Annotated in this window: 18 protein-coding genes and 1 pseudogene; 12 read left to right on the top strand and 7 right to left on the bottom strand. The window is 44.6% G+C overall.

The window, feature by feature from the left end; all coding sequences use genetic code 11:
* Window positions 1-9: 9 nt before the first annotated feature.
* The 4 genes from DWW10_RS00095 (at window position 10) to DWW10_RS00080 (ending at window position 4,889) form a co-directional block, all read left to right on the top strand.
* Window positions 10-396 (top strand): START-like domain-containing protein, encoded by a 387-nt coding sequence (locus DWW10_RS00095; protein ID WP_022394051.1) that lies wholly within the window; start codon window positions 10-12, stop codon window positions 394-396.
* Window positions 397-472: 76 nt separating this feature from the next.
* On the top strand, window positions 473-2,371 hold the full coding sequence (locus tag DWW10_RS00090) for an LptF/LptG family permease (protein WP_118420610.1): 1,899 nt from the start codon (window positions 473-475) through the stop codon (window positions 2,369-2,371).
* A gap of 26 nt (window positions 2,372-2,397) precedes the next feature.
* A complete protein-coding gene (locus DWW10_RS00085) occupies window positions 2,398-3,612 on the top strand; it encodes a bifunctional 3,4-dihydroxy-2-butanone-4-phosphate synthase/GTP cyclohydrolase II (protein ID WP_022394053.1) in 1,215 nt (404 codons plus the stop codon).
* A gap of 83 nt (window positions 3,613-3,695) precedes the next feature.
* Window positions 3,696-4,889, top strand: a complete 1,194-nt coding sequence (locus DWW10_RS00080) for a pyridoxal phosphate-dependent aminotransferase (RefSeq protein ID WP_022394054.1) — start codon at window positions 3,696-3,698, stop codon at window positions 4,887-4,889.
* A gap of 73 nt (window positions 4,890-4,962) precedes the next feature.
* On the opposite strand, the gene DWW10_RS00075 is transcribed toward DWW10_RS00080, so the two are convergent.
* Entirely contained in the window at window positions 4,963-5,133 is a 171-nt protein-coding gene (locus DWW10_RS00075) for a DUF362 domain-containing protein (protein WP_007211130.1), read from the bottom strand.
* Between the two features lie 174 nt (window positions 5,134-5,307).
* Here DWW10_RS00075 and porT point away from each other — a divergent pair, with 174 nt between their 5' ends.
* Window positions 5,308-6,009, top strand: a complete 702-nt coding sequence (gene porT / locus DWW10_RS00070; protein ID WP_022394055.1) for a type IX secretion/gliding motility protein PorT/SprT — start codon at window positions 5,308-5,310, stop codon at window positions 6,007-6,009.
* A 3-nt stretch (window positions 6,010-6,012) separates the two neighbouring features.
* Here the strand turns inward: porT and DWW10_RS00065 are convergent, their stop codons facing one another.
* The 3 genes from DWW10_RS00065 to DWW10_RS00055 form a co-directional block, all read right to left on the bottom strand.
* A complete protein-coding gene (locus DWW10_RS00065; protein WP_118486949.1) occupies window positions 6,013-7,962 on the bottom strand; it encodes a sensor histidine kinase in 1,950 nt (649 codons plus the stop codon).
* A gap of 2 nt (window positions 7,963-7,964) precedes the next feature.
* Window positions 7,965-9,836, bottom strand: a complete 1,872-nt coding sequence (locus DWW10_RS00060) for a tetratricopeptide repeat-containing sensor histidine kinase (RefSeq protein ID WP_118420609.1) — start codon at window positions 9,834-9,836, stop codon at window positions 7,965-7,967.
* Window positions 9,837-9,939: 103 nt separating this feature from the next.
* Window positions 9,940-11,793 (bottom strand): DNA polymerase III subunit gamma/tau, encoded by a 1,854-nt coding sequence (locus DWW10_RS00055; protein ID WP_022394058.1) that lies wholly within the window; start codon window positions 11,791-11,793, stop codon window positions 9,940-9,942.
* A 148-nt stretch (window positions 11,794-11,941) separates the two neighbouring features.
* On the opposite strand from DWW10_RS00055, the gene DWW10_RS00050 reads away from it, so the two are divergent.
* Together DWW10_RS00050 and DWW10_RS00045 are read left to right on the top strand one after the other, a co-directional pair.
* A complete protein-coding gene (locus DWW10_RS00050) occupies window positions 11,942-12,250 on the top strand; it encodes an FtsB family cell division protein (protein ID WP_022394059.1) in 309 nt (102 codons plus the stop codon).
* Window positions 12,247-12,582, top strand: a complete 336-nt coding sequence (locus DWW10_RS00045; RefSeq protein WP_022394060.1) for a hypothetical protein — start codon at window positions 12,247-12,249, stop codon at window positions 12,580-12,582. The genes DWW10_RS00050 and DWW10_RS00045 overlap by 4 nt, the downstream gene beginning before the upstream one ends.
* A 4-nt stretch (window positions 12,583-12,586) precedes the next feature.
* Here DWW10_RS00045 and DWW10_RS00040 read toward each other — a convergent pair whose 3' ends face one another.
* From DWW10_RS00040 to DWW10_RS00030, 3 genes are all read right to left on the bottom strand, one after another.
* Window positions 12,587-13,927, bottom strand: a complete 1,341-nt coding sequence (locus DWW10_RS00040) for an ATP-binding protein (RefSeq protein ID WP_022394061.1) — start codon at window positions 13,925-13,927, stop codon at window positions 12,587-12,589.
* 131 nt (window positions 13,928-14,058) lie between these two features.
* The gene (locus DWW10_RS00035) at window positions 14,059-16,095 is read right to left on the bottom strand and encodes a patatin-like phospholipase family protein (protein WP_022394062.1); all 2,037 of its coding nucleotides are present in this window, start codon (window positions 16,093-16,095) and stop codon (window positions 14,059-14,061) included.
* 71 nt (window positions 16,096-16,166) lie between these two features.
* Window positions 16,167-17,075, bottom strand: a complete 909-nt coding sequence (locus DWW10_RS00030; protein ID WP_022394063.1) for an AraC family transcriptional regulator — start codon at window positions 17,073-17,075, stop codon at window positions 16,167-16,169.
* A gap of 223 nt (window positions 17,076-17,298) precedes the next feature.
* Here DWW10_RS00030 and DWW10_RS00025 point away from each other — a divergent pair, with 223 nt between their 5' ends.
* From DWW10_RS00025 to DWW10_RS00005, 5 genes and pseudogenes are all read left to right on the top strand, one after another.
* A complete protein-coding gene (locus DWW10_RS00025; protein ID WP_022394064.1) occupies window positions 17,299-18,402 on the top strand; it encodes an efflux RND transporter periplasmic adaptor subunit in 1,104 nt (367 codons plus the stop codon).
* Between the two features lie 15 nt (window positions 18,403-18,417).
* Complete coding sequence (locus DWW10_RS00020; RefSeq protein ID WP_118420608.1) at window positions 18,418-21,597, top strand: efflux RND transporter permease subunit; 3,180 nt, start codon at window positions 18,418-18,420, stop codon at window positions 21,595-21,597.
* A gap of 47 nt (window positions 21,598-21,644) precedes the next feature.
* Window positions 21,645-23,009 carry a TolC family protein gene (locus DWW10_RS00015; RefSeq protein ID WP_022394066.1) on the top strand — a complete coding sequence of 455 codons (1,365 nt, stop codon included), beginning with the start codon at window positions 21,645-21,647 and terminating at the stop codon, window positions 23,007-23,009.
* 423 nt (window positions 23,010-23,432) lie between these two features.
* On the top strand, window positions 23,433-23,756 hold the full coding sequence (locus DWW10_RS00010) for a hypothetical protein (RefSeq protein WP_022394067.1): 324 nt from the start codon (window positions 23,433-23,435) through the stop codon (window positions 23,754-23,756).
* Window positions 23,757-23,893: 137 nt separating this feature from the next.
* Window positions 23,894-24,317 (top strand): annotated as a pseudogene (locus DWW10_RS00005) (DUF4373 domain-containing protein); the annotation flags it as partial.

Here is a 24,317-nt window from a genome sequence, read left to right as displayed (position 1 = left end):
ATATGAACTATGGAAAGACAAAAGATTCATCGGGAATACCTCTTGAATGCAACTTCTAAAAGCATTCTTTGGTCCGCGATAAGTACCCCCACCGGTTTGGAGGGCTGGTTTGCAGACAGGGTGCAGTCGGACGATAAAGTTGTCACTTTCTTCTGGGGAAAGACAGAACATCGTGACGCAGAGATTATAGCTGTGCGGGCTTTCTCTTTTATTCGTTTCCGTTGGTTGGATGATGAATATGAACGGGAATATTTTGAATTAAAGATGACAAACAACGAACTGACTAATGATTTCGTGTTGGAAGTAACAGACTTCACTTCTGTGGACGAAGTGAACGATTTACGTGAATTATGGGACTCTCAGGTAGAGACTCTACGGAGAACGTGCGGTTTTTAGTTAACTTTGATATAAAAATTTTCCACACTCCCTTTTTTATGCTAATTTTGTGTCTTCATTGCATGAAACGAGTAAAATGCTGCGCATAAAAAAGTTAGATATATTTATATTAAAGAGCTTCTGTACGCTCTTTATGGGCACTTTCTTCATTTGCCTTTTCATCTTCATGATGCAGTTCCTATGGAAGTACGTTGATGAGATGGTGGGGAAAGGATTGGAAATGAGTGTCCTTGCACAATTTTTCTTTTATTCTGCCCTGACATTGGTGCCGGCTTCGTTGCCATTGGCTATCTTGTTGGCAGCACTTATCACTTTCGGTAATTTTGGAGAACGTTTTGAGTTGCTTGCTATGAAAGCGGCAGGTATCTCACTACTTAAGATTATGCGCCCATTGATTGTGTTTATCATTTTCATATGTGGCGTTTCTTTTTATTTCCAAAATGTGATAGGACCAAAGGCGCAGACCAAGTTATGGACGTTACTAATCTCCATGAAACAGAAGTCCCCGGAATTGGATATACCGGAGGGAGTGTTTTATGATGAAATAGATGGATATAACCTATATGTGAAGCACAAGAACCGTAAGACGGGCATGCTTTATGATGTATTGATCTATAATTTTGAGAAAGGTTTCGAAAATGCTCAGATTATTAAATCCGATTCCGGTCGTCTGGAAATGACGGCAGATAAGCAGCACTTATATCTGCATCTTTATAATGGAGAGCAATTTGAGAATTTGAAGTCTCAGAATATGAATCAGAAGAATGTACCTTACCGTCGGGAAGCGTTCCGGGAGAAACATGCTATCATTGAGTTCAACTCCGATTTTAATATGGTGGATGCCGGTATCATGAGTAGTCAGTCCAACAGTAAGGATATGGCGATGCTGCAAGCGGGTATCGATTCTATGACAGTGCAGAATGACAGTGTAGGACGTGCTTATTTCAAGGAAGCCATGAATGGTACCTATAAGATCACGGCAGACCTGAAGAAAGCAGATACTCTGAAAATAGAGCAGGCACATTTGGGAGAATACAATGTAGACAGTCTTTTCAATGTAGCTACCTTATCACAGAAACAGAAGATTATCTCTACTGCAGTGAGTCGTGCGGAAAGTGCGGGAAGCGATTGGAGTTTCAAGAGCTTTAATATCACGCAGACAGATACCAGCCTTCGACGGCACATGACGTCCTGGCACGAGAAGTTAACGCTATCGGTGGCATGTCTTATATTCTTCTTTATCGGTGCCCCGTTGGGGGGAATTATCCGTAAGGGTGGTTTGGGAATGCCGGTTGTGGTGTCCGTGCTTATCTTTATTATCTATTATATTATTAATAATACAGGTTATAAAATGGCGCGTGACGGTCAGTGGATTGTATGGATGGGTATGTGGACAAGTACGGCTATCTTGGCTCCATTGGGTGCGTTCCTTACTTATAAGTCTAATAATGATTCTGTGGTACTGAATGCCGATGCTTATATTAACTGGTTCAAGAAGATTGTAGGTATCCGTAGTGTGCGTCATCTGTTCCGTAAGGAAGTAATTATACACGATCCTGATTATACCCATCTGCCAGCTGATTTGCAGGCATTGTCTGTTGATTGTCGTGCATACGCTGAGAGGAAAGCTTTGAAGCGTGCTCCTAATTATTTTAAATTATGGATGACAGATTCCAATGATGAGGAGATAGAAAACATAAATGAGCGTCTGGAGAAATTGGTGGATGAAATGTCCAACACCAAATCTGTTCATTTGCTGAATGCGCTGAATAATTATCCTATTATTTCTGTTCATGCACATTTGCGTCCTTTCCGTAATTATTGGCTGAATATGGTTTGCGGCTTGGCAGTACCTGTAGGATTATTTTTTTACTTCCGCATCTGGGCATTCCGTATCCGGTTGAATAAAGATATGGAGCGGATTATAAAAACCAATGAAGACGTTCAAAAGATAATAGAAACTAATCTGAAATAACCTAAATAAATAAAGGAGAAAACAGAATGGAAAAAGTGAAATTAGATACAATAGAAGAGGCTATTGAAGACTTCAAAGCCGGTAATTTTGTGATTGTAGTGGATGATGAAGACCGCGAAAATGAGGGTGACCTGATTATTGCCGCAGAGAAGATAACTCCTGAAAAGGTGAACTTCATGCTGAAACATGCGCGTGGAGTACTTTGTGCGCCGGTTACTGTATCCCGCTGTAAAGAGCTGGATTTACCCCATCAGGTAAGTGACAACACTTCTGTACTGGGTACACCTTTCACGGTAACTATCGATAAACTGGAAGGCTGCACTACCGGAGTTTCTGCTGCCGACCGTGCTGCTACCATCCGGGCATTGGCCGATCCGGCTTCTACACCTGCAACATTCGGACGTCCGGGACATATCAATCCGTTGTATGCCCAGGAGAAAGGTGTCCTGCGTCGTGCCGGACATACAGAAGCTACGATTGACATGGCTCGTATGGCAGGTTTGTATCCTGCAGGTGCCCTTATGGAAATCATGACTGAGGACGGTGGCATGGCACGCCTGCCTGAGTTGAGAAAGATGGCTGATGAATTTAATCTGAAGCTGATCTCTATTCGTGATATGATTGCCTATCGCCTGAAACAAGAGTCCATTGTGGAAGAAGGTGTAGAAGTAGATATGCCTACTGAACATGGACATTTCCGCTTGATTCCGTTCCGTCAGAAATCCAATGGTTTGGAACATGTGGCTTTGTTTAGAGGTACATGGGATCAGGATGAACCGATTTTGGTGCGTGTACACTCTTCTTGTGCTACAGGAGATATCTTTGGCTCTAAGCGTTGTGATTGCGGTGAGCAACTGCACAAAGCTATGGAAATGATTGATAAAGCCGGTAAGGGAGTAGTTGTTTATCTGAACCAGGAAGGTCGTGGTATCGGTCTGATGGAAAAGATGAAAGCCTATAAATTGCAGGAAGACGGTCTGGATACGGTAGATGCCAATATTTGCCTGGGGCATTTGGCTGATGAACGCGACTATGGTGTAGGTGCTCAGATTCTGCGTGAACTGGGAGTACACAAAATGAGACTGATGACGAATAATCCGGTGAAACGTGTCGGGTTGGAGGCTTACGGTCTGGAAATTACAGAGATTGTTCCTATCGAGACAACTCCGAATCCATACAACGAACGTTATCTGCGTACTAAGAAAGAACGCATGGGGCACACGTTACATTTTAATAAGTAATTTGCTGTTTTGTTTTCTAATATCAAAGAAAATAGCTTAATTTGCAGCCAAATTTATGCAACAACCATAAAATAGATAGAAAAATGAATCAATTATCAGATCGTTTGAACAGTTTGTCGCCGTCGGCGACGCTGGCTATGTCGCAAAAGAGCGCCGAGTTGAAAGCACAAGGCGTTGACGTAATTAACCTGAGTGTGGGAGAGCCTGACTTTAATACTCCTGATCACATCAAAGAGGCTGCGAAAAAAGCGATAGACGACAACTTCTCTCGCTATTCTCCTGTTCCGGGATACCCGGCTTTGCGCAATGCAATCGTGGAGAAACTGAAAAAGGAAAACGGTCTGGAATATACAGCCGCACAAATTTCATGTGCCAATGGTGCTAAGCAATCAGTCTGCAATGCAGTGCTGGTGCTGGTGAACCCGGGTGATGAAGTTATTGTGCCCGCTCCATATTGGGTAAGTTATCCGGAAATGGTGAAACTGGCTGAAGGTACTCCGGTTATTGTTACTGCCGGTATCGAACAGGATTTCAAGATTACTCCTGCACAGTTGGAAGCTGCTATCACTCCGAAGACTAAGGCTCTGATTCTTTGTTCTCCTTCTAACCCGACCGGTTCGGTTTATACTCAAGAAGAGTTGAAAGGCTTGGCTGACGTACTGGCAAAACATCCTCAGGTAATCGTAATTGCTGATGAGATTTATGAGCATATCAACTATATCGGCAAGCACCAGAGTATTGCCCAATTTCCTGAAATGAAAGATCGTACGGTAATCGTAAACGGTGTTTCTAAGGCATATGCAATGACTGGCTGGCGTATTGGTTTCATTGCCGGACCGGAATGGCTTGTAAAAGCCTGCAACAAGTTGCAAGGTCAATATACTTCAGGTCCTTGCTCTGTATCCCAGAAAGCTGCTGAGGCTGCTTACACAGGAACACAGGCTCCGGTAGAAGAAATGCGTAAAGCTTTCGAGCGTCGTCGTGATTTGATTGTGAAGTTGGCGAAGGAAGTTCCGGGATTCGAAGTGAATGTACCGCAGGGTGCTTTCTATCTGTTCCCGAAATGTGATTCTTTCTTTGGTAAGTCTGTTGGCGACCGTAAGATTGGCGACTCGGATGATTTGGCAATGTATCTGTTGGAGGTTGCCCACGTGGCATGTGTGGGTGGTGCTTCATTCGGTGCACCTGAGTGTATCCGCATGAGCTATGCAACCAGCGATGAGAATATTGTAGAAGCTATCCGTCGTATCAAGGCAGCATTGGCTGAATTGAAATAAGAGAACGTATATAAATGAGAAAGCCCGGCTTCATAATTGAAACCGGGCTTTTCTTTTTCTTTGAGTGTTGTTATTATTCTGCCGGGTGAATTGCTTCAGACGGACAAACATCAGCACAAGTACCGCAATCTGTGCAAGTTTCAGGATCGATAGCGTAGATATCACCTTCAGAGATAGCTCCTACCGGACATTCGTCAATACAAGTACCACAAGCAACACAACTGTCATTAATTACGTAAGCCATTTTCTTCAAATTTTAAATTATTAGTACTAATTAGTTCGGCAAAAATAGCAGTTTTCTTGATTAGTTGTTACCAATCATGTTTAAATTCCCTTAATTTGTACCTTGTCTAAATAATAGAGAAGAGAAAATAGGGGTATATGTGCAATAAAATGTCACTTTTACCGTTTTAGGGTTGTGAAGCGCATTTGTCTGATAATCCTTACTTTACTCCTTGCTTTGGGTGCTTCGGCACAGAAGCGGAAGGTGCAAAATCGCCCGTATATCGACCAGCGAAAGTGGCACTATGGTTTTTTAGCGGGTATTCATGTGCAAGACTATAAATTGGTGAATACGGGCTATGTGACGGAAGACGGTCAGGCCTGGTTTGCAGATGTTCCTGAGTATTCTCCCGGATTTACAGTAGGTGTGTTGGGCGAGCTGTATCTGAATACTTTCCTTTCCCTACGTTTTATTCCAACGCTGCATTTTGGAGATAAGAAGGTCGTGTTCCGCGAACAAGCCAGCGGTGAAGAGTATTCCCAATCCATGAAGTCTGCCTACCTTTCGGTTCCGATAGATTTGAAGTTTGCTGCTGAGCGTTTCAATAACTACCGCCCCTATGTGGTGGCAGGTATTGCTCCTACTTACGACTTCAGTGTGAAGAAACAGGGAGCCTTATTGGTAAAGCCTTTCGATTGCTATGTGGAAGTGGGTTTGGGATGCGATTTTTACTTACCCTATTTCAAGTTAATACCCGAGCTGAAATTTTGTTTCGGTCTGGCAAATCTGATTAAGAAAGAGCGTAAGGACCTTACAGATCAATCGTTATTGAAGTTTACACAATCTGTTGATAAAATCACTTCACGTATGATAGTGCTCACTTTCTACTTTGAGTAGACGCTATTCCTTATAGGAAATGGTAAATGTAATGGGGGTACCTTCTTCTTCTTCGCTTATTATGAAACTCCCACCAAAGTGCTCGAATAGCAACTGATTTATCTTAAGTCGTATGGAGACCTGTTGAGATGAAAATGCAGGATCTGCTAACGGACTATTGATAATATGGAAGATCAGCAATTCATTTCTTTCATCCCTATCCAGTCTCATCTTTACTTCGCGGTCGGTATCATTGGGCACAGGATAGAGTAACATATTTATCACTGCCTGGTTGAAGCGATTGGCATCCATTCTGAGTACCTGGCTTTCCACATCCGTTTCCAGTTGGGCGTGGATATGTCCGTCACTATTCATCCGGGCCATACCTACCAGGTCGCTGCACATTTCCCGTATCTCGCATTCCTGTATCTGGAACTTCATCATTTTGGCTTCCAGACGTGAGAGATCGAGTACATCGTTTACCAGCTGAATCAGTTCGGTAGAATTGGTCTGGATAATTTCGGAGTACTCCTGTTTTTCCTTTTCATCCAGTCCCATATCCGTAGAGAGCAGTTGAGAAAATCCTACGACATTGTTTAGCGGAATACGGATGTTATAACTCATATTCGCAAGGAAGCGGCTTTTTACCTCATTGGCTTCTTCTGCAACCTGATTTAACCGGGCGGCTTCTTTGGCATCTCTTTGTAATCGTTTCCGACTGAGATACATGTTGACTACAAAAGTAATAAGAGCCAGTAGCGCTGTTCCTATTACAGCCAGAAAGATAATATGGACTTTTGCATGCCATCGCTCCCTCTGTAACAGAAATTTGTCCATGTTGTACAAACTTTGTATCTGTTCCATTTGTGTGTGCGACAGATTTCTGTAGAGTGAGTCCTTATCGCGCATCACTTTTTTATAGATGTCAAGAGATTCATTTGCCCGGCCCATATCTATCAATATATCTGCTTTCATGGCAGTGTATAAGATAACATCCGGGAAAGACATTTGCTTTACCAAACGAATCGCATCATCCAGATATTCCAGAGATTTCTTGTAATCTTTTAGAGAACGGTGATATTCTGCATAGGCCTGCAAACGGGAGATCTGGTATGGCAGGAAAGTGTTGGGAGTATAATACTCATCCACTTTTTGCAAGTGTTCCCATGCTTTCTTCATATCCTTTGTGCGGATATAGTAAAGGGCATATTGGGTTTCTATCCCCATGTATAATGCGGAATATGCGTTTTGTAGTGCAGGATTAGCAGTTATCAGTTCGTTTATGGCTGTTTGCATCTGTTCCAGAGAAGAGAACATCTTGTCATTTTCGTGCAGGAACGAATAAACCAAAATAGCTTTGGACAGCAAACTTATCTTGTCCATCGGACTATCTTGCGGACTCATCAGCTGGAAAGCCTCCTCTAATGCTTGTATTCCTTCTTCATAGCGTAGTGTAGCTATGTAGCTGGTCATCAGGCAGAGGCATGCTTCCCGCATACCATTTCGGTCGTTCAGTTTCTTAGCTTTCTCGTACATGATGTTTGCTTCATAGATGGCGAATTCTATCTGCTGGTTGATCGTGTACATTTCTATCTGCAACTTCTTGGCTTTGAAGTAATCATTGTAATAGTTATGCTTCTCTGCCAGATTTTCCATTTTGCCCATCCATTGCGTGACGCGCACCAAGTCCAGTTTGTTGAAGAAGTAGATGATATGTTCGTAGGTGGCAAGACTCTGATATCGCAGATTGTTCTGCGCGGTAGCTTCTTGCAACAATTTGTTTTCATAATAAAGGAATACCGGTGTCTGCTGGTCCAACCGGGCAATATCATGCAGCACGTCCAACCGGGTAGAATCGTGTGGAGCAGCGACATAAATGCGTAACAGGCTGTCTTTTACAACAGTACTTCCAGCATTGGCTGATAATAAGCCGGAACTAAAAGCCAGGCATAGTATAATCCACCGCTTCATCATGATTAATCCTCCTTCTTTGAGTTACTGCGTGTCTGGTGTATTGGATGTGTGAAAACGAAACGGGAGCCTCCTGTATAGTCTGGATCAATCCATATTTTGCCACCGATATGCTCAATAATTAACTGACAGATAGATAAGCCAAGTCCACTTCCTTGTGCATTTTCATCCAGTTTTTCAAAACGCCGGAATATGCTTGCCTGTTTTTCTTTCGGAATACCGCAACCGGTATCCGTTACGGAGAATAAAGCCATCTCTTCCGATTGCTTCTCCAATTTTAGCGTGATACTACCGTCAGGGGTAAATTTGGTTGCATTGATCAGCAAATTTATCAGCACTTGTTGCAGGCGTGAATCATCTGTTTCAATGTATAATTCTTCCAATGATGTTTCAAACAATAATTCTGCTTGAGTCTGTTTTACTTTACCTACGGTGTCGGTCACATTCCGGCAAGTTGCCACAGCATCATGCTCGGCTATGCTGAATTGCATTTTTCCAAATTCCAGACTCGACAAGTCGATCACATCATTAATCAATTTCAGCAGAAGTTCGGAGTTCTGTTGAATGATGTCGGTGCATTGTCTCCGGGTAGAGTCATCTAAGCCCTCTTCCGTCAGTAATGCAGAAAAGCCGGACAGAGCATTGAGAGGAGTTCGTATCTCGTGGCTCATATTTGATAAGAATATACTCTTGGCACGTGTTGCATTTTCAGCATTATAACGCAATTGTTCCAGAGTTTCCGTAGACATTACTACTACTTTCTTCTGTCTTCTAAGCCAGATGGCAAGCATAGAGATGAAAGTCAGTAATCCTAATCCGATGAAGATAAGAACAACAACCATCTTGTTCTGCTGTGCCTTGTTTTCCAGTTCTATCTCATCAACCTGATAAGTAGCTTTCAAGGCATTAATCTGCCGGATATAGCTTTTTGATGCAAGGGTATCAGTAACACTGTATAGTTCCTTATAAATCTGGCAGGCTTCATCAAAGCGCCCCAGCAGTTTATATAAATAGATCTTTTCCGCACAAATCCAGCGGTACTCCAGCGAGCGTTTATTATTGGATACCACTTCCAGAAGCTGGTTATAAAGTGCCAAGGCTTCATCAGCCTTTTCCTTGTTGTGGTAATCGGCAGCCAATGCGCGATAGCAGGCAGCAGTGTAATAGTTGATGGAAAACTCATGGGCTATTTCATGAGTATGGTTTTTGTAAATCGAGTCTGCCCGGTGCAGATACTGGAGCGCAGTATCCTGATCTCCTGATGAGATGTAGTAAGTTGCATTTTCTATAAGTATGGGGATGGCAAGCGGATGTTCCGGATTCTGTTCAAGAAGCGGATTCAGCTTCTTTACATATTCCATAGCCTCTTCCAGGCGATTCATTTGTTGTAGTTGCGTGGAGATTTTCACCAATAACCGGTAGGTTTGCGGGTTGTTTTCAGGCAGGTAACGCAGTGCATCCATATAAGAGATCAAAGCTTTATCCTGTATGTTGGAGGCCGAATAAGCCTGTCCGACAGCCTGGTTGGAGAGAGCGATACCGAAATTGGATTTTATATCTTTAGCATATTCGTACATTAATCGTGCCCGGTCTATTGCCAGGCTGAGGTCTCCTCGCATGATATATGCATTCACTTCCCACAGAACTAAAGTGAAGTAAGCTTCTTCTGTTTTGGGAGATTTCAGTGTGGGAGCCAGTTCATCGGTCCATGATATGATGCTGTCTATCGGTATATTGGCATCATAAGGTACCTCTTTGGTTATGAGAGATTGCAAAGCAGCCAGACGTTCTTTGTCTGCACTGGTGGCGTGTGTTCCTGCTGCAAAAGAGAAGAGCAAAAAGCCTGTTACTGCTGATATTATCGCAATTTTTCTCAAAGTAAAAGATATGTTTTTGTTAGTTCATCCGCAAATGTAATGATAAAACTAAAAAAACAAAAGTATTTGTTGGATAAAAACTGCAATTACTTAATTATAATTATCAATAAAGCTCCAAACCGAATTCTTCTTTCAATTGCATTAAGGCATTATTCTTTTGTGCCATCAACTGGAATTTCTCCACACGGCTGTATGCACGCACTTTTTCAGTGGGGGCACTGACGCGGACTGTCATCGTTGCTTTGCTGTTTTTCAGCCGTTTGCGTAAGTAGCCTTGCAGGGTAGGGATCAGGTCTGTGAATTCTTTGGCTGCAATATCATTTTCCACTACGGCCTCAAATGTAGTTGCATTCAGCATGGTCAGGCGAATAACCTGCATACGCTTGGCAAGGGCGGTTTGCTCTTGGGGCAAGCGTCCGGCGTACTCCTGCCAATAGTAGTTGACATCCTTTTCATTGAAGATAAAATCTTCTTCAGGCTGTGCATTTTGCTGTACTGCTGATGCTGCAGCTTGTTTTTTTTCTTCTTCTTCACCCCGTGGATGTTTGATTGAGACTCCCAAACCGGACATCTTCATAACGGGGATTTTCTTTTCCTCTTTTCCTTGGGCCATTAATACGGCAGTAGGAGTGGGACGCATGGCAGCAGCTTGCGAGCCAAAAGGCTGTTGGACTTGCGGAGATGCAGGGGCAGCTTGGGCTGCAGGAGCTTGTTGCACCGGCTGGGGTTGTGCCGGAGCGGCAGTTGTTGCTTGCGGTTGGGGCATAGCATGTGCGGCCTGTGGCTGCTGAGCGGCGGCAGGCTGCGAAAATATGGGTTTGATAGATTGTTTAGGGCCACGCCCACCACTGACGTCGTCCCCCTCGGCGGTAAGCTGGGCAATCTGTATCAGAGTCAGTTCCACCAGTAACCGCTTGTTTTTACTGGCGCGGTAATTTAAATCGCAATCATTACAAAGCTTCATAGCGCGATACAGGAAAGGCAGCGGACATTTCTGTGCCTGTGCCTGGTAGCGCTCCCGGATGCTGGCACCCACTTCAAGTAGTGACAGGGTGGCGGGATCTTTACTCACAAGTAAATCACGGAAGTGGGATGACAGCCCTGTTACGAAGTGGCTGGCATCAAATCCTTTATTCAGCACATCATTCAGCAACAGCAATGCATCGCTGACCTGGTTTGCCAGAAAATGATCCGTCAACCGGAAATAATATTCGTAGTCCAGTACATTCAAGTTCTCAATTACACTTTTGTAACTGATGTGCCCACCGGTGAAGCTGACTACCTGGTCGAAAATAGACAAAGCATCACGCATACCTCCATCAGCTTTCAGTGCAATGACATTCAAGGCTTCCGGTTCGGCAGTAATTCCTTCTTTTGAAGCGACATATGCCAGATGGGCAACCGTATCATCTACATTGATGCGGTTAAAGTCATATATCTGGCAACGGGACAAGATAGTAGGCAGAATCTTATGTTTTTCTGTAGTTGCCAGGATAAAGATGGCATGACGGGGCGGCTCTTCCAGCGTTTTCAGGAAAGCGTTGAAAGCCGAAGCGGACAACATGTGTACCTCGTCGATGATATATACTTTATATTTTCCTATCTGGGGCGGAATACGCACCTGTTCCACCAGTTGGCGGATATCGTCAACGGAGTTGTTGGATGCGGCATCCAGTTCATGGATGTTGTATGACCGTTGTTCATTGAACGCTGTACACGATTCACATTGGTTGCACGCTTCGCCTTCTGCAGTAGGACTCATACAGTTGATGGTCTTGGCGAAGATGCGGGCGCAAGTAGTCTTTCCCACACCGCGCGGACCGCAGAACAGGTAGGCATGTGCCAGTTTGCCGGTAGCGATGGCATTTTTCAGCGTAGTGGTCAGGGCACGTTGTCCCACTACCGACTCAAAGGTCGTAGGGCGATATTTTCGTGCCGATACGATATAATTTTCCATGATTTGGGATATTCTTGTCCATTACAATTTGTGCAAATGTACATAAAAAAAAGGAATTTCTCAGTTATTCCTCTTATCTTTGTAGGCGAAGAATCCCCTCCCGGTTTCTTTTTAATTATTAATTCTTTAATTATTAATTTGTTTATCAATGGATAAATTAGCGACACTTTGGGCTTTTGTCCGCAGACGTAAATACTTGATTACGTTTGTTGCATTTGTAGTGGTTGTAGGTTTTCTGGATGAAAACAGCATCGTGCGCCGTATGGGTTATGCGAATGAAATCAGTCGCCTGAATTCTGAGATTGAGAAATACCGGGCAGAATATGAAGAGAATACAGAACGGCTGAACGAGCTGGCTGTAGATTCCGGTGCCATCGAGCGTATTGCGCGTGAGAAGTACCTGATGAAGAAACCGAATGAGGATATTTACGTATTTGAAGAAGACATCGAAAAATGAAATCCCTGATACCTGCTTTGTTTACTGTAGGCGCTTTGATGGTACTGTTTGGTGCTGCCGTCTACATCACCAGCTGGGAGGTTGCTCCCTATGTTTATACAATCGGTGCTACTATGGTGGCATTGGCCCAGATCAATTCTCCTTCCAAGAGTAGTAGGGCCAATGTAAAACGCCTCCGCCGCCAACAGATTTTCGGTGCGTTGCTGTTGGTGCTCACCGGAGCATTCATGTTCTTCACTCACGGAAATGAGTGGATTGTGTGCCTGACGGTTGCCGCCATACTTGAACTATACACTGCTATCCGTATTTCACAGGAGGAGGCTAAAGAATAGTTCATTATTTCATTATGCTATCAATCACTTTATCCAGTACTCCTACATAATAATAAGGAAGGTTAAGCAACCTGAACATTTTTCCGGTACCGGGTTCTTTCACCTCGTCTATACTCATCCGGTTACTCCATACCCTGATGGCTAAATCGTGCGGAGCGTTGGACATGAATAGGTGAAGGGAGCGAAGATGTGCATTTATACCTGATTTTACTTCAATGGGTAATACGTACGGCTGACGTTTCCATACGAAATCGACTTCTGCTGTAGAGTTTCGCTTACCACCAATCCAGTAATATCTTCGTTCAGAGACTTTTGTAGTGTGTGCCAATAGTTCTTGGGCGACTATTTGTTCCGCTATATGCCCTCTATATGCATCGGATATGTCAGATACAGAAAAGACTTCTTCTCGAACTTCGGCTTTGTAATTCATTAATCCGGTATCCAGCCAAATTAACTTGGGGCGACGGCTCAATTGCGCCTCTAAAGGTAAACGATTGTTTAATGTTGGATACACTAATTCTAAAAGCATGGCTTTTTGTATGGTGCGAAATGCTTCTCCCACTTCTCGTGAACGGTATTCCGAACCTCCAAAGCGCTCGAAAGTGATCGTTTCTCCTCCTTTTTGCCATCCGGTTTCCAGGATATGCCTCATTACTTTAGTCTGTGTTTCATTAGGCGAATATTTTTCAATATCATCACTATATGAAGCGATCAAGGCATCATAAATGGTATCCAATGAAAGTAAATCTTTTGTTTGGGCATATACTTTGATGGCTTCCGGCATACCACCTACTATGCAATATTTTCGGAACTCATACATTAATCTTTCATGGATTGCGTCGGCCTTTAATTCTTCTATGGCTTGTTGGTCAAAATCTTCACCTATTCCATTCAGGTATTCCAAAAAAGAACATGGGTGCAGGGTCATATACTCTATTCTGCCTACGGGGAAGGAAATTTTATGGTCTATTACATTCTCCAGTAGTGAGCCTGCGGCTATGACGTAAATGTCCGGACGCTTTTCATAAAAGTACCGAAGCATAGCTACAGCTTCGGGAGAATTCTGTATCTCATCAATGAAGAGTAAAACTGTTCCTTGATTGGGACTTTTACGTAAATAAAAAAAGATAGCTTCTATCAGCTTATGTATTTCCTTGTATTGGGTAAATAAGTTCCGGTCTTCTTCCTCGTCCAGGTTGAGTCGTAGGAAACAGTCAAATTCCGTTGCAAAGTTTTCTACTAAAGTTGTTTTACCTACTTGGCGCGCTCCACGCAGAATCAATGGTTTTCTCATAGGATTCTTCTTCCAGGCTTCCAGGTAAGATAATGCATATCTGTATATCATAACTTCCTTGTTAATTGGTTGCTTTTGATGCAAATATAATTCTATTTGTAATAAATCCAAAGCACAAAATGGATTTTCTTGTAATAAATCCAAAGCAATATTGTGCGTGTATTGTAATAAATCCAAAGCAACTAGAAAGTAAATCCCACTCCGATATAGTATCCCAGCTTCTTGGACTGATTCGAATAGTTAAGTTCCGCTTCAATAGGCCCTATAATGCTGTTGTAACAATATCCTATGCTGCCTCCCGCCAATCCATGAGTATTTGTTCCACCAAACAGATTTTCTATTTTGTTGGCAGTCCGTCCGTAACTGCCCCGCACTACGATGTACTGGTTCTTGTAAGTCCGTGCTCTGACTCCCAGCATCCCCGTCAGCATAGCATCCGGACTTATTTCGATGTGATTGATACCCGTGAAAGGAATTTGTTGTTCCATGTATCTTCCCGGTACATTTCCACCTACAAAGTTCGATATCGCCAGCGATTGCGTATTTTTCCCGACTACCCTGCCATATACCGACGGCATGATGGTAAATACCCGGTTCGGTGAGAAATATCCACTCCAATGTGTTTGAAATACCGATACAGGACTACCCGAACCGTAAGCTATCATGTTATCCGTATAGAGCCTGTACGATGCTTCCCATTCCATTCCCTGCGTAGAGAACCGCTGGTTATTCAGACTATTGTACATGACACTGGCCTGATAACTGAGCAAAGCCTTGTCACTTGATTTGGTAATAGAGATATCCGGTCCCGACGGCCAGTCGTGATAATTATACTTCTCAAAATGAATACCTGCCTTGACGAGCAACTTGCACCAGCTTTTCGTAAATCCTATCCAAGCCGTGTGATGCACATAGGTCAGATTCATCAGTCGGTCGCCTTCCTTATAAAGATTGAAATCATTATATCCTATCTGATACCCTGTACTGAGATCCCAATTATTGCGTAGCGAGTACGTGTATTCCAGTTGTCCGAAAGTCCGCTTACCCAGCCGGGTAGTGGCGCTTAGTTGCGATTTCTTCTGTTTTCCGAGATATGCCCTTGCATTCAGTAGCAATACGGCTAACTCCTCATTATCAAACCTGCCTCCTATATTTATGGTATTCACCGGCTTCTCATGCGGAGTAATTTGTGCTACGGACGGTATTGTATCCAGCATGGCACGCGTTGGTATTTTGAAGGGGCCGGGATATTCTGCGCGATAATCCGTACTGATACCTATTTCCTTTTTCAGTGCAATCAGTTTTTCCCAATCTTTCATGGCGGCCTCTTTGCCCCTGCGCATCAATGTGTCCAATGCTTCAGAGTTGAAACTTGCTGCCGAGTATCCATCCACATCTACCTGTATGTGTATATTACTATCCTTTACATTTTTTCTGTAGCTTTCTTCTCCCACCAGGTTTATGATTTGTCCCAGCACGCTCGAGAGGCTTGTCAGTTCATCCGCTTTCATTAATGGATTCTGTACATCGACTCCGATAATAATTTCCGCTCCCATTTGCCGGGCTATATCTACGGGGTAATTATCTATCAGTCCGCCGTCTACCAGCACTTTGCCATTGAGATAAACCGGGGAGAATACTCCCGGAATAGACATACTGGCACGCATTGCAGTGGCCAGTATACCGTTGTGAAAAACGACCTTGTTACCATTTACAATGTTGTCCGATACGCAAGCGAATGGGATGGGGAGCCGGTTGAAAGAGATAGAGTCATGATACCCCACTGTCAATTCGGAAAACAACCGTGATATGTTTCTTCCTTTTATAATCCCTGCATCGGATACATGTGCTGATTTTCCGGCAATCGGAACAGAGAGCAAGTACTGTTCTTCCTTTAGCTTTTCGCTCAGCAATGTAGTTTCCGGATCAGGGGTATCAGACAGCAGAAACTTCCAGTTTTGTGCATTGACAATGCTGTCCAATTGCTGTGGGGTGTAGCCGATAGAGTATAGTCCGCCGACGAGGGCTCCCATACTGGTACCTACTACATAATCTATCGGAATTCCGGCTTCTTCTATCACTTTCAGCGCTCCGATGTGCGCCACGCCTTTGGCGCCACCGCCACTCAGTACTACTCCTACTTTTTTGCGGTTCTGCGCTCCGAGCGTACAGGCGGAAAGCAGGGCGATTATCAATAAAGACAAAGATTTATATTTCATAATTGGTGATTTGTTACTAATCGTTCAGATAAGTAACAAATAAAGTAGGCAAATGGATTTATATAGGAATCTCACCCTTCCCTCTCACTCCTATACCGTATCGGTGATGTTCCCAAATGCCCCTTCACATACTTCCCGAAAAAAGATTGATTCGGGAAGTTGAATTCTTCTGCAATTTCTTTGATGGATTTATCCGAATGTTTCAGCCGGTATTTGATGTGCTCTATGGCAGTCTCATTTATCAGGTCCAGTGGAGCCCTGCCGCACGCTTGCTTAATGACCTTTGAAAAATGCTTGGGCGTATAGCAAAGTGCATCGGCAAAGTAAGTCACAGAACGATGCATACCATTATCTTTCGACAGTAATTCCATGAATTTCCGTAGAATATGGTCAGCTTGCTTGATGCCTTCTTTCGAAAACGCTTTCTCTGAGTCGGCAATTTCCTTGTTGAGATAACCCAGCATCTCGCAGAAAAGAGCAGAAAACAGATGTTGTACTACTGCTTTGTGGTAACAATGAGGCTCATCATTAATCTTTGCCATAATTAGCTCTCCGTAGTATTTAAAAATACTGTTATCATTCTCTCTGCTAATAGATTTTATCGGATTGTTGTGGATATGAATGGCGGTATCCCACGTGTCCTTTTCTACCTTGAGGATACGTTGCAGGAAACGGGTAGAGAACCCTGCAAGCCTTACCTTATATTTAGGACTCATCATCGTATGCCCGATAATGGTATTAGGGAGACCCAGCAGTAAATCGCCCGGTTGCAACTGGTAAGTCTTATTATTGATGTCCAGTTGAATGCACCCTTCTATGCAGACGGCAATGAGAAAACATTCCAGTCTGACTATCTCATTACTATAAGGTATTCCATCCAGACTGTTCACTATCGCGAAGTCATCGTCTAAATAGTCAAGAATATGCTGACTGTTCTTAAAGTCTTCAATGGTAACGGTCTTAATGTTCTCTTTTTCCATATTATTTCCTTTTTTCTTTTTGCAAAGTTGGTGAATTATGGGGAAAACGGGATGTCCTATAAGCCTTTAATTTTGTCCTATATGTTGCTTATTGATAATTAGTTAGCCTTAAAAATGGTAAATAACGAAAATAGAACATTCTTGGGGGAAAATTGGTCACTATGTCCTTGTTCCTTTCTCCTACATTTGTCCCAGTTTTAACAAATGACAATTAAGAGAAAGTATGATTACAGTGAACAAAAAATGGTTACGGCTGATAGGGATTGTCGGTTGTACAGTGTGGATGGCATCTTGCAAGCAGGCAACAGATGCGGGAGTGAAACCTTCTTATGCAACAATGAAAGTAGAAGCGGCGGATAAGGAGCTTTCCACCTCATATTCGGCTACGATTCGCGGGCGGCAGGATATCGACATCTATCCGCAGGTATCGGGTACTATCGAAAAACTTTGTGTAACCGAAGGGCAGACAGTGCGTCGCGGACAATTACTTTTCGTTATCGATCAGATTCCGTACAGAGCTGCGCTCAAAACTGCCACCGCCAACGTAGAGGCTGCACGTGCTGCAATGGCTACCGCCGAACTCACCTACAAGAGTAACAAAGAACTGTATGCGCAAAAAGTAGTTTCAGAGTTCAGCCTGAAAACGGCTGAGAATACATTCCTCACCGCCAAAGCACAATTGACGCAGGCCGAAGCACAGGAAACAAATGCCCGCAACAACCTCTCCTATACTGAAGTGAAAAGTCCCAGTGACGGAGTGGTGGGTGCATTGCCCTATCGTGCAGGTGCATTGGTTAGTGCCAACATACCTTATCCGTTGACTACGGTTAGTGATAACTCGGATATGTATGTCTATTTCTCCATGAACGAAAATCAGTTGTTGGCTCTTACCCGCCAGTACGGTAGCATGGACGAAGCATTGAAGAATATGCCGGAAGTGGAATTGGTATTGAATGATAATTCGGTATATAATAAGAAAGGTATAATAGAATCCATCAGCGGAGTTATCGACCGCCAGACAGGTACTGTAATGGCGCGTGTAGTATTTCCTAATGAATCACGCCTGCTTCATAGCGGAGCATCCGGTACGGTAGTGGTACCGAGCATTTATAAAGATTGCATTGCCATTCCGCAGGGAGCCACTGTGCAGATGCAGGATAAGGTAGTAGTATATAAGGTAGTGGATGGTAAAGCCGTCTCTACGCTGGTCACAGTATCCGGCATCAGCGACGGACGCGAATATGTGGTACTGAGCGGACTGAATCCCGGTGATGAAATCGTATCAGAAGGTGCCGGGTTGATGCGTGAGGGTACACAAGTTAAATAAGAAGGAGACTGAATTATGAAAGGAAACATATTTATAAAGCGGCCGGTGATGGCTATATCCATCTCCGTGCTGATTCTGGTCATAGGGCTTATTTCGCTCCTTACGCTGCCGGTAGAGCAGTATCCGGACATTGCGCCTCCTACGGTATATGTAAGCGCCCAATATACGGGTGCCGATGCTGAGGCAGTGATGAACAGCGTTATCATGCCGCTGGAAGAAAGTATCAATGGTGTGGAGAATATGATGTATATCACCTCCACAGCTTCCAATTCCGGTCTGGCTATTATACAGGTTTACTTCAAACAAGGAACCGACCCCGATATGGCGGCGGTAAATGTACAGAACCGTGTAGCCAAGGCGCAGGGATTGCTGCCCGCCGAGGTAACCAAAATCGGTGTAAGTACGCAGAAACGTCAGACCAGCTTCCTCCAGATCGGTGCTATGGTTTGCAACGATGGACGTTACGATCAGACCTTCCTTGCCAACTATCTGGATATTAACGTACTTCCCCAGATCAAACGTATCGAAGGGGTAGGAGACGTTATGGAGTTGGGTGATACCTATAGTATGCGTATCTGGCTGAAGCCGGAGCGGATGGCACAATACAGCCTGGTTCCTTCGGACATAACTGCCGTATTGGGCGAGCAGAACATTGAAGCTCCTACCGGTTCGTTGGGCGAAAGTTCCAAGAATGTGTTCCAGTTTACCATGAAATACCGCGGTCGGTTGAAGAGCGTGGAAGAATTTCAGAATACGGTGATCCGTTCTCAGAGCGACGGCTCTGTACTCCGCCTGAAAGACGTGGCCGATGTGCAACTGGGCACGATGACTTATAGTTTCCGTAGTGAAATGGACAGTAAACCTGCCGTTCTCTACATGGTATTCCAGACAGCAGGTTCCAATGCAACCGCGGTGAATAAAGAAATCACCGCCCAGATGAAGCAAATGGAAAAGAGCCTTCCGGAAGGAACGGAATTCGTCACGATGATGAGCTCGAACGACTTCCTTTTCGCTTCTATCCATAATGTGGTGGAAACACTGATTATTGCTATCCTTTTGGTTATCCTGGTGGTATACTTCTTCTTGCAGGATCTCAAGAGTACGCTCATTCCGTCCATATCCATCATCGTGTCGCTGGTGGGTACATTTGCCTGCCTGGTGGCTGCAGGATTCAGTCTCAACATCCTGACGCTGTTTGCATTGGTGCTTGCCATCGGTACGGTGGTGGATGATGCCATTGTGGTGGTGGAAGCGGTGCAATCCAAGTTCGATGCCGGATATAAATCGGCTTACCTCGCTACCAAAGATGCGATGGGAGATGTAACGATGGCTATCGTTTCCTGTACCTGTGTGTTCATGGCTGTGTTTATTCCTGTGACGTTCATGGGTGGAACCTCCGGTGTGTTCTATACACAGTTTGGTATCACGATGGCAACTGCCGTAGGTATTTCTATGATTTCGGCTCTGACGTTGTGCCCGGCTCTGTGTGCCATCATGATGCGCCCGTCGGACGGAACCAAGAGCGCCAAGAGTATCAACGGCCGGGTGCGTGCAGCTTACAACGCTTCATTCAATGCCGTGCTGGGTAAATATAAGAAAGGTGTGATGTACTTCATCCGTCACCGCTGGATGGTGTGGACCTCATTGATAGCTGCTGTTGTATTGCTGGTTTATCTGATGAGTACTACTAAGACAGGGCTTGTTCCGCAGGAAGACCAGGGTGTCATCATGGTGAACGTCAGCATCTCTCCGGGAAGCACGCTCGATGAAACAACGAAGGTAATGGATAAGCTCGAAGGTATTCTTCAGGATACGCCCGAAATAGAACATTATGCCCGCGTAGCAGGCTATGGACTTATATCCGGCCAGGGAACTTCTTACGGTACCATTATTATCCGTCTGAAGGATTGGAGCGAGCGAAAAGGAAAAGATCATAGTTCGGATGCAGTGGTTGCCCGCCTCAATGGGCAGTTCTACGGTATCAAGGAAGCACAGATATTCAGTTTCCAGCCGGGTATGATTCCGGGTTATGGTATGGGTAACTCTATCGAGCTGAACCTTCAGGACCGGACCGGTGGCGATATGGCAACGTTCTACCAGGCAGTGATCGATTACCTTGGTGCTTTGAACCAGCGTCCCGAAGTAGATATGGCTTATACCGCTTACGCCATTAACTTCCCGCAGGTATCGGTAGAAGTCGATGCAGCCAAATGTAAGCGTGCAGGAATTTCTCCGGGTGCAGTGCTCGATGCGTTGGGTAGCTACTGTGGTGGTGCATACATTTCCAACTATAACCAGTTTGGTAAAGTGTATCGTGTGATGATGCAGGCTTCACCTGAGTATCGCCTGGACGAGCAGTCACTGGACAACATGTTTGTACGCAATGGCGCAGAAATGGCTCCGGTAAGCCAGTTCGTGACACTGAAGAAAGTGTTGGGGCCGGAAACTACCAACCGTTTCAACCTCTACAGCTCCATTGCAGCCAATGTGAACCCTGCCGAAGGTTACTCTTCGGGTGAAGTGCAAAAGGCTATCGAAGAAGTGGCTGAACAGGTTCTGCCTACGGGCTACGGATATGAATACGGAGGTATGGCTCGTGAAGAAGCAAGTACCGGTGGCGGACAGACGATTTTCATCTATGCCATTTGTGTATTCCTGATCTATCTGATTCTGGCATGTCTTTACGAGAGTTTCCTGGTACCGTTTGCCGTTATCTTCTCCGTTCCGTTCGGATTGATGGGATCGTTCCTCTTCGCCAAGTTCCTCGGACTTGAAAACAACATCTACCTGCAAACGGGTGTGATTATGTTGATCGGTCTGCTGGCCAAGACGGCTATCCTGATTACGGAATATGCCATAGAGCGTCGCCGTAAAGGTATGGGTATTGTGGAGTCTGCTTACTCTGCCGCACAAGTCCGTCTGCGTCCTATCCTGATGACGGTACTGACGATGATCTTCGGTATGCTTCCGTTGATGTTCTCCTCGGGTGCAGGTGCCAATGGTAACAGTTCACTGGGTGCGGGTGTCGTAGGCGGTATGCTTGTCGGAACGCTGGCTCTGCTCTTCGTGGTACCTGTGTTCTACATCATCTTCGAGTTCCTGCAGGAGAAAATCCGTCCGCCGATGGAAGAAGAAGCAGACGTGCAGGTGTTGCTTGAAAAGGAGAAGAGTGAAGCTGAACGAAATAGTAAATAAATGAAAGGGACCTCCAATTCCCGGAAACATATTAAAGATACTGAAGAATGAAAAAACAAATCATCACATTAGCTGTCACCGGCCTGCTGCTGAGCGGTTGTGGCATCTATACCAAATACGAGCCCGTTACTTCTGTCCCCGACCAGCTTTATGGTGGGGAGGTAGTGACCGAAGACACTGCCAGTCTGGGTAATATGGATTGGCGGGAGCTCTTTACCGATCCTCATTTGCAATCCCTCATCGAGCAGGGATTGCAGAATAACACCGACTATCAGTCTGCCGAGCTTCGCGTAGAAGAGGCACAGGCCACGCTGATGTCTGCCAAGCTTGCTTTCCTGCCTGCCTTTGCTCTTGCTCCGCAGGGCACTGTGAGTAGCTTCGATACGCATAAGGCTACACAGACCTATTCGCTGCCCGTTACTGCCAGTTGGGAGCTGGATGTTTTCGGCCGTATGCGCAATGCCAAGAAGCAGTCCAAGGCATTGTATGCCCAGAGTCAAGACTACCGCCAGGCTGTGCGTACCCAATTGATTGCAGGAATAGCCAATACTTACTATACGCTGTTGATGCTGGACGAGCAACTCGCCATTTCCCGGCAGACGGAAGAGGCATGGAAGGAAACCGTGGCATCCACCCGTGCCCTGATGAACGCCGGAATGGCGAATGAATCGGCCGTATCGCAGATGGAAGCTACTTACTATCAGGTACAAGGCTCTGTGCTCGACTTGTTGAAGCAGATCAGCCAGACCGAGAACAGTCTTGCCCTTCTGCTTGCCGAAACACCCCGTCACTACGAACGTGGCAGTTTGCAGCAGCAGCAATTCCCCGCCGACTTCTCGGTAGGTATTCCTGTGCAGATGCTTTCCGGGCGACCGGATGTGCGTAGCGCCGAACGTTCGCTCGAGGCAGCATTCTATGGTACGAATCAGGCTCGTTCCGCTTTCTATCCTTCCATTACTTTAAGTGGAAGTGCCGGTTGGACGAACTCGGCAGGAAGCATGATTCTCAATCCGGGCAAGTTTCTGGCATCTGCTGTGGGTTCATTGACGCAGCCGCTTTTCAATCGGGGGCAGGTTGTGGCTCAATACCGCATTGCCCGTGCACGGCAGGAAGAGGCTGCACTTGGCTTCCAGCAGAGTTTGCTCAATGCAGGCAGTGAGGTGAACGATGCCTTGACGGCTTACCAGACCAGCCAGGGGAAGAAACTACTGCTGGATAAACAGGTTGCTTCTCTGCAAACTGCCCTGAAAAGTACTTCTTTGCTGATGGAGCATGGTAACACCACCTATCTGGAAGTGCTTACGGCCCGGCAGACTTTGCTAAGTGCGCAACTGTCGCAAACTGCCAATCATTTTACCGAAATACAAAGCTTAATTAATCTGTTCCAAGCATTGGGAGGAGGACAAGACTAAATCTCTGTATTATACTCTCTTTCTGTTACATTACTTCTATGAAAGAAGAGCTGCCCGGAAGGTGTTCTGTGGCGGCTCTTTGTTTTTTGATTTTTACTTTGACACACTCTTTTTAAGAATTTTCTTTCTTTATATATGCTTACAGCATTTTTGGATGTTTATCCTATAAAATTACGATCTATCTGCTACTGTCCTATTCTAAATATTTATATAAACAAGGTTCGTGCGTATACACGTACCTTATTATCTATTCTTCCTTTTTTATTGTCGGTATTTTGCAAGGTGAAAAAACTGAGTATAAAATCCTGCGAAATTACGATATTCCGGTGAAGTATTACTAATTTTGTATTCGATATGTTATCATATTATAAATAAACAATTTTCAAATAGTACAATTATGGCTAAAAAAATCCTATTGAGGATGTGAAGCTTTTCCGTGGGAGAGGTTTTCATGTTGTTTTTGAGAAAGAGAGTGAAGAATTGCATCGCGCAATGGAGTGTTTGTCGCAGTGTCACAGTTGTTTACGTGTGGAATATGAAGAGCGTATACTTTTCTTGACTCCATTTGTACATCTGCTTGTCAGCCGGAATGGGGGAGAAGGACTGCATGGAGCCCGCTTGCTTGCTAATACTTTACATCTGCTTATAGACTTCATGGATGCGGACGGTAGTGGTAATGTGTTGAATATCAAAAGTATTGAAGATGAGCTGTATAAGCTATATTCTGAACTTTATCCAAGGGAGTGATATTTTCTTCTTTTTTTGACTTTCAAATAGGGCAAAAACGGCTTTTTTCGCGAAAAGTCGTTTTTGGTATATTGGTATATATGTCGGATCTTTGCAGAGTCAAAAAGATAAATTATTTAAAACAGAATTAAGCAGAAATGAATAAGCACTTTTACCTTAAACATGAGATTATGGCTTTCAATGATCCCCGCATCCAGAACATGCTCCGTCAGGAAGGCGGCAAGGCTTACGGCGCCTACTGGTACATAATGGAAAAACTGAGCCTGCTGCCTGATATGGAAGCGGAGCTGAAATACCTGAAACCTTTTGCCACTCGTAATTTTACCTATCCTTATATGATGAAGATCGTCACGAATTTCGGTTTGTTCACCGTCACCGACAGTTGTTTTTCACCTGTGCAGCTCAATACGAAATGCGTTGCAGAACCGCAAAAAGCAGAAGAAAACACTGCGGAAAACAGTGGGCAAAATGGCAAAAAGTACCCGGACAATGATGTAAAACCGGGCAAAAATGCCGGCTTTTCGACGAAAAACAGGCAGACAATGGACAAAAATCGCGATG

Source organism: Bacteroides intestinalis, assembly GCF_003464595.1.
Lineage (GTDB): Bacteria > Bacteroidota > Bacteroidia > Bacteroidales > Bacteroidaceae > Bacteroides > Bacteroides intestinalis_A.
Note: the sequence above shows the minus strand (reverse complement) of the source record. Positions and strands in the feature narration are given on the sequence as shown.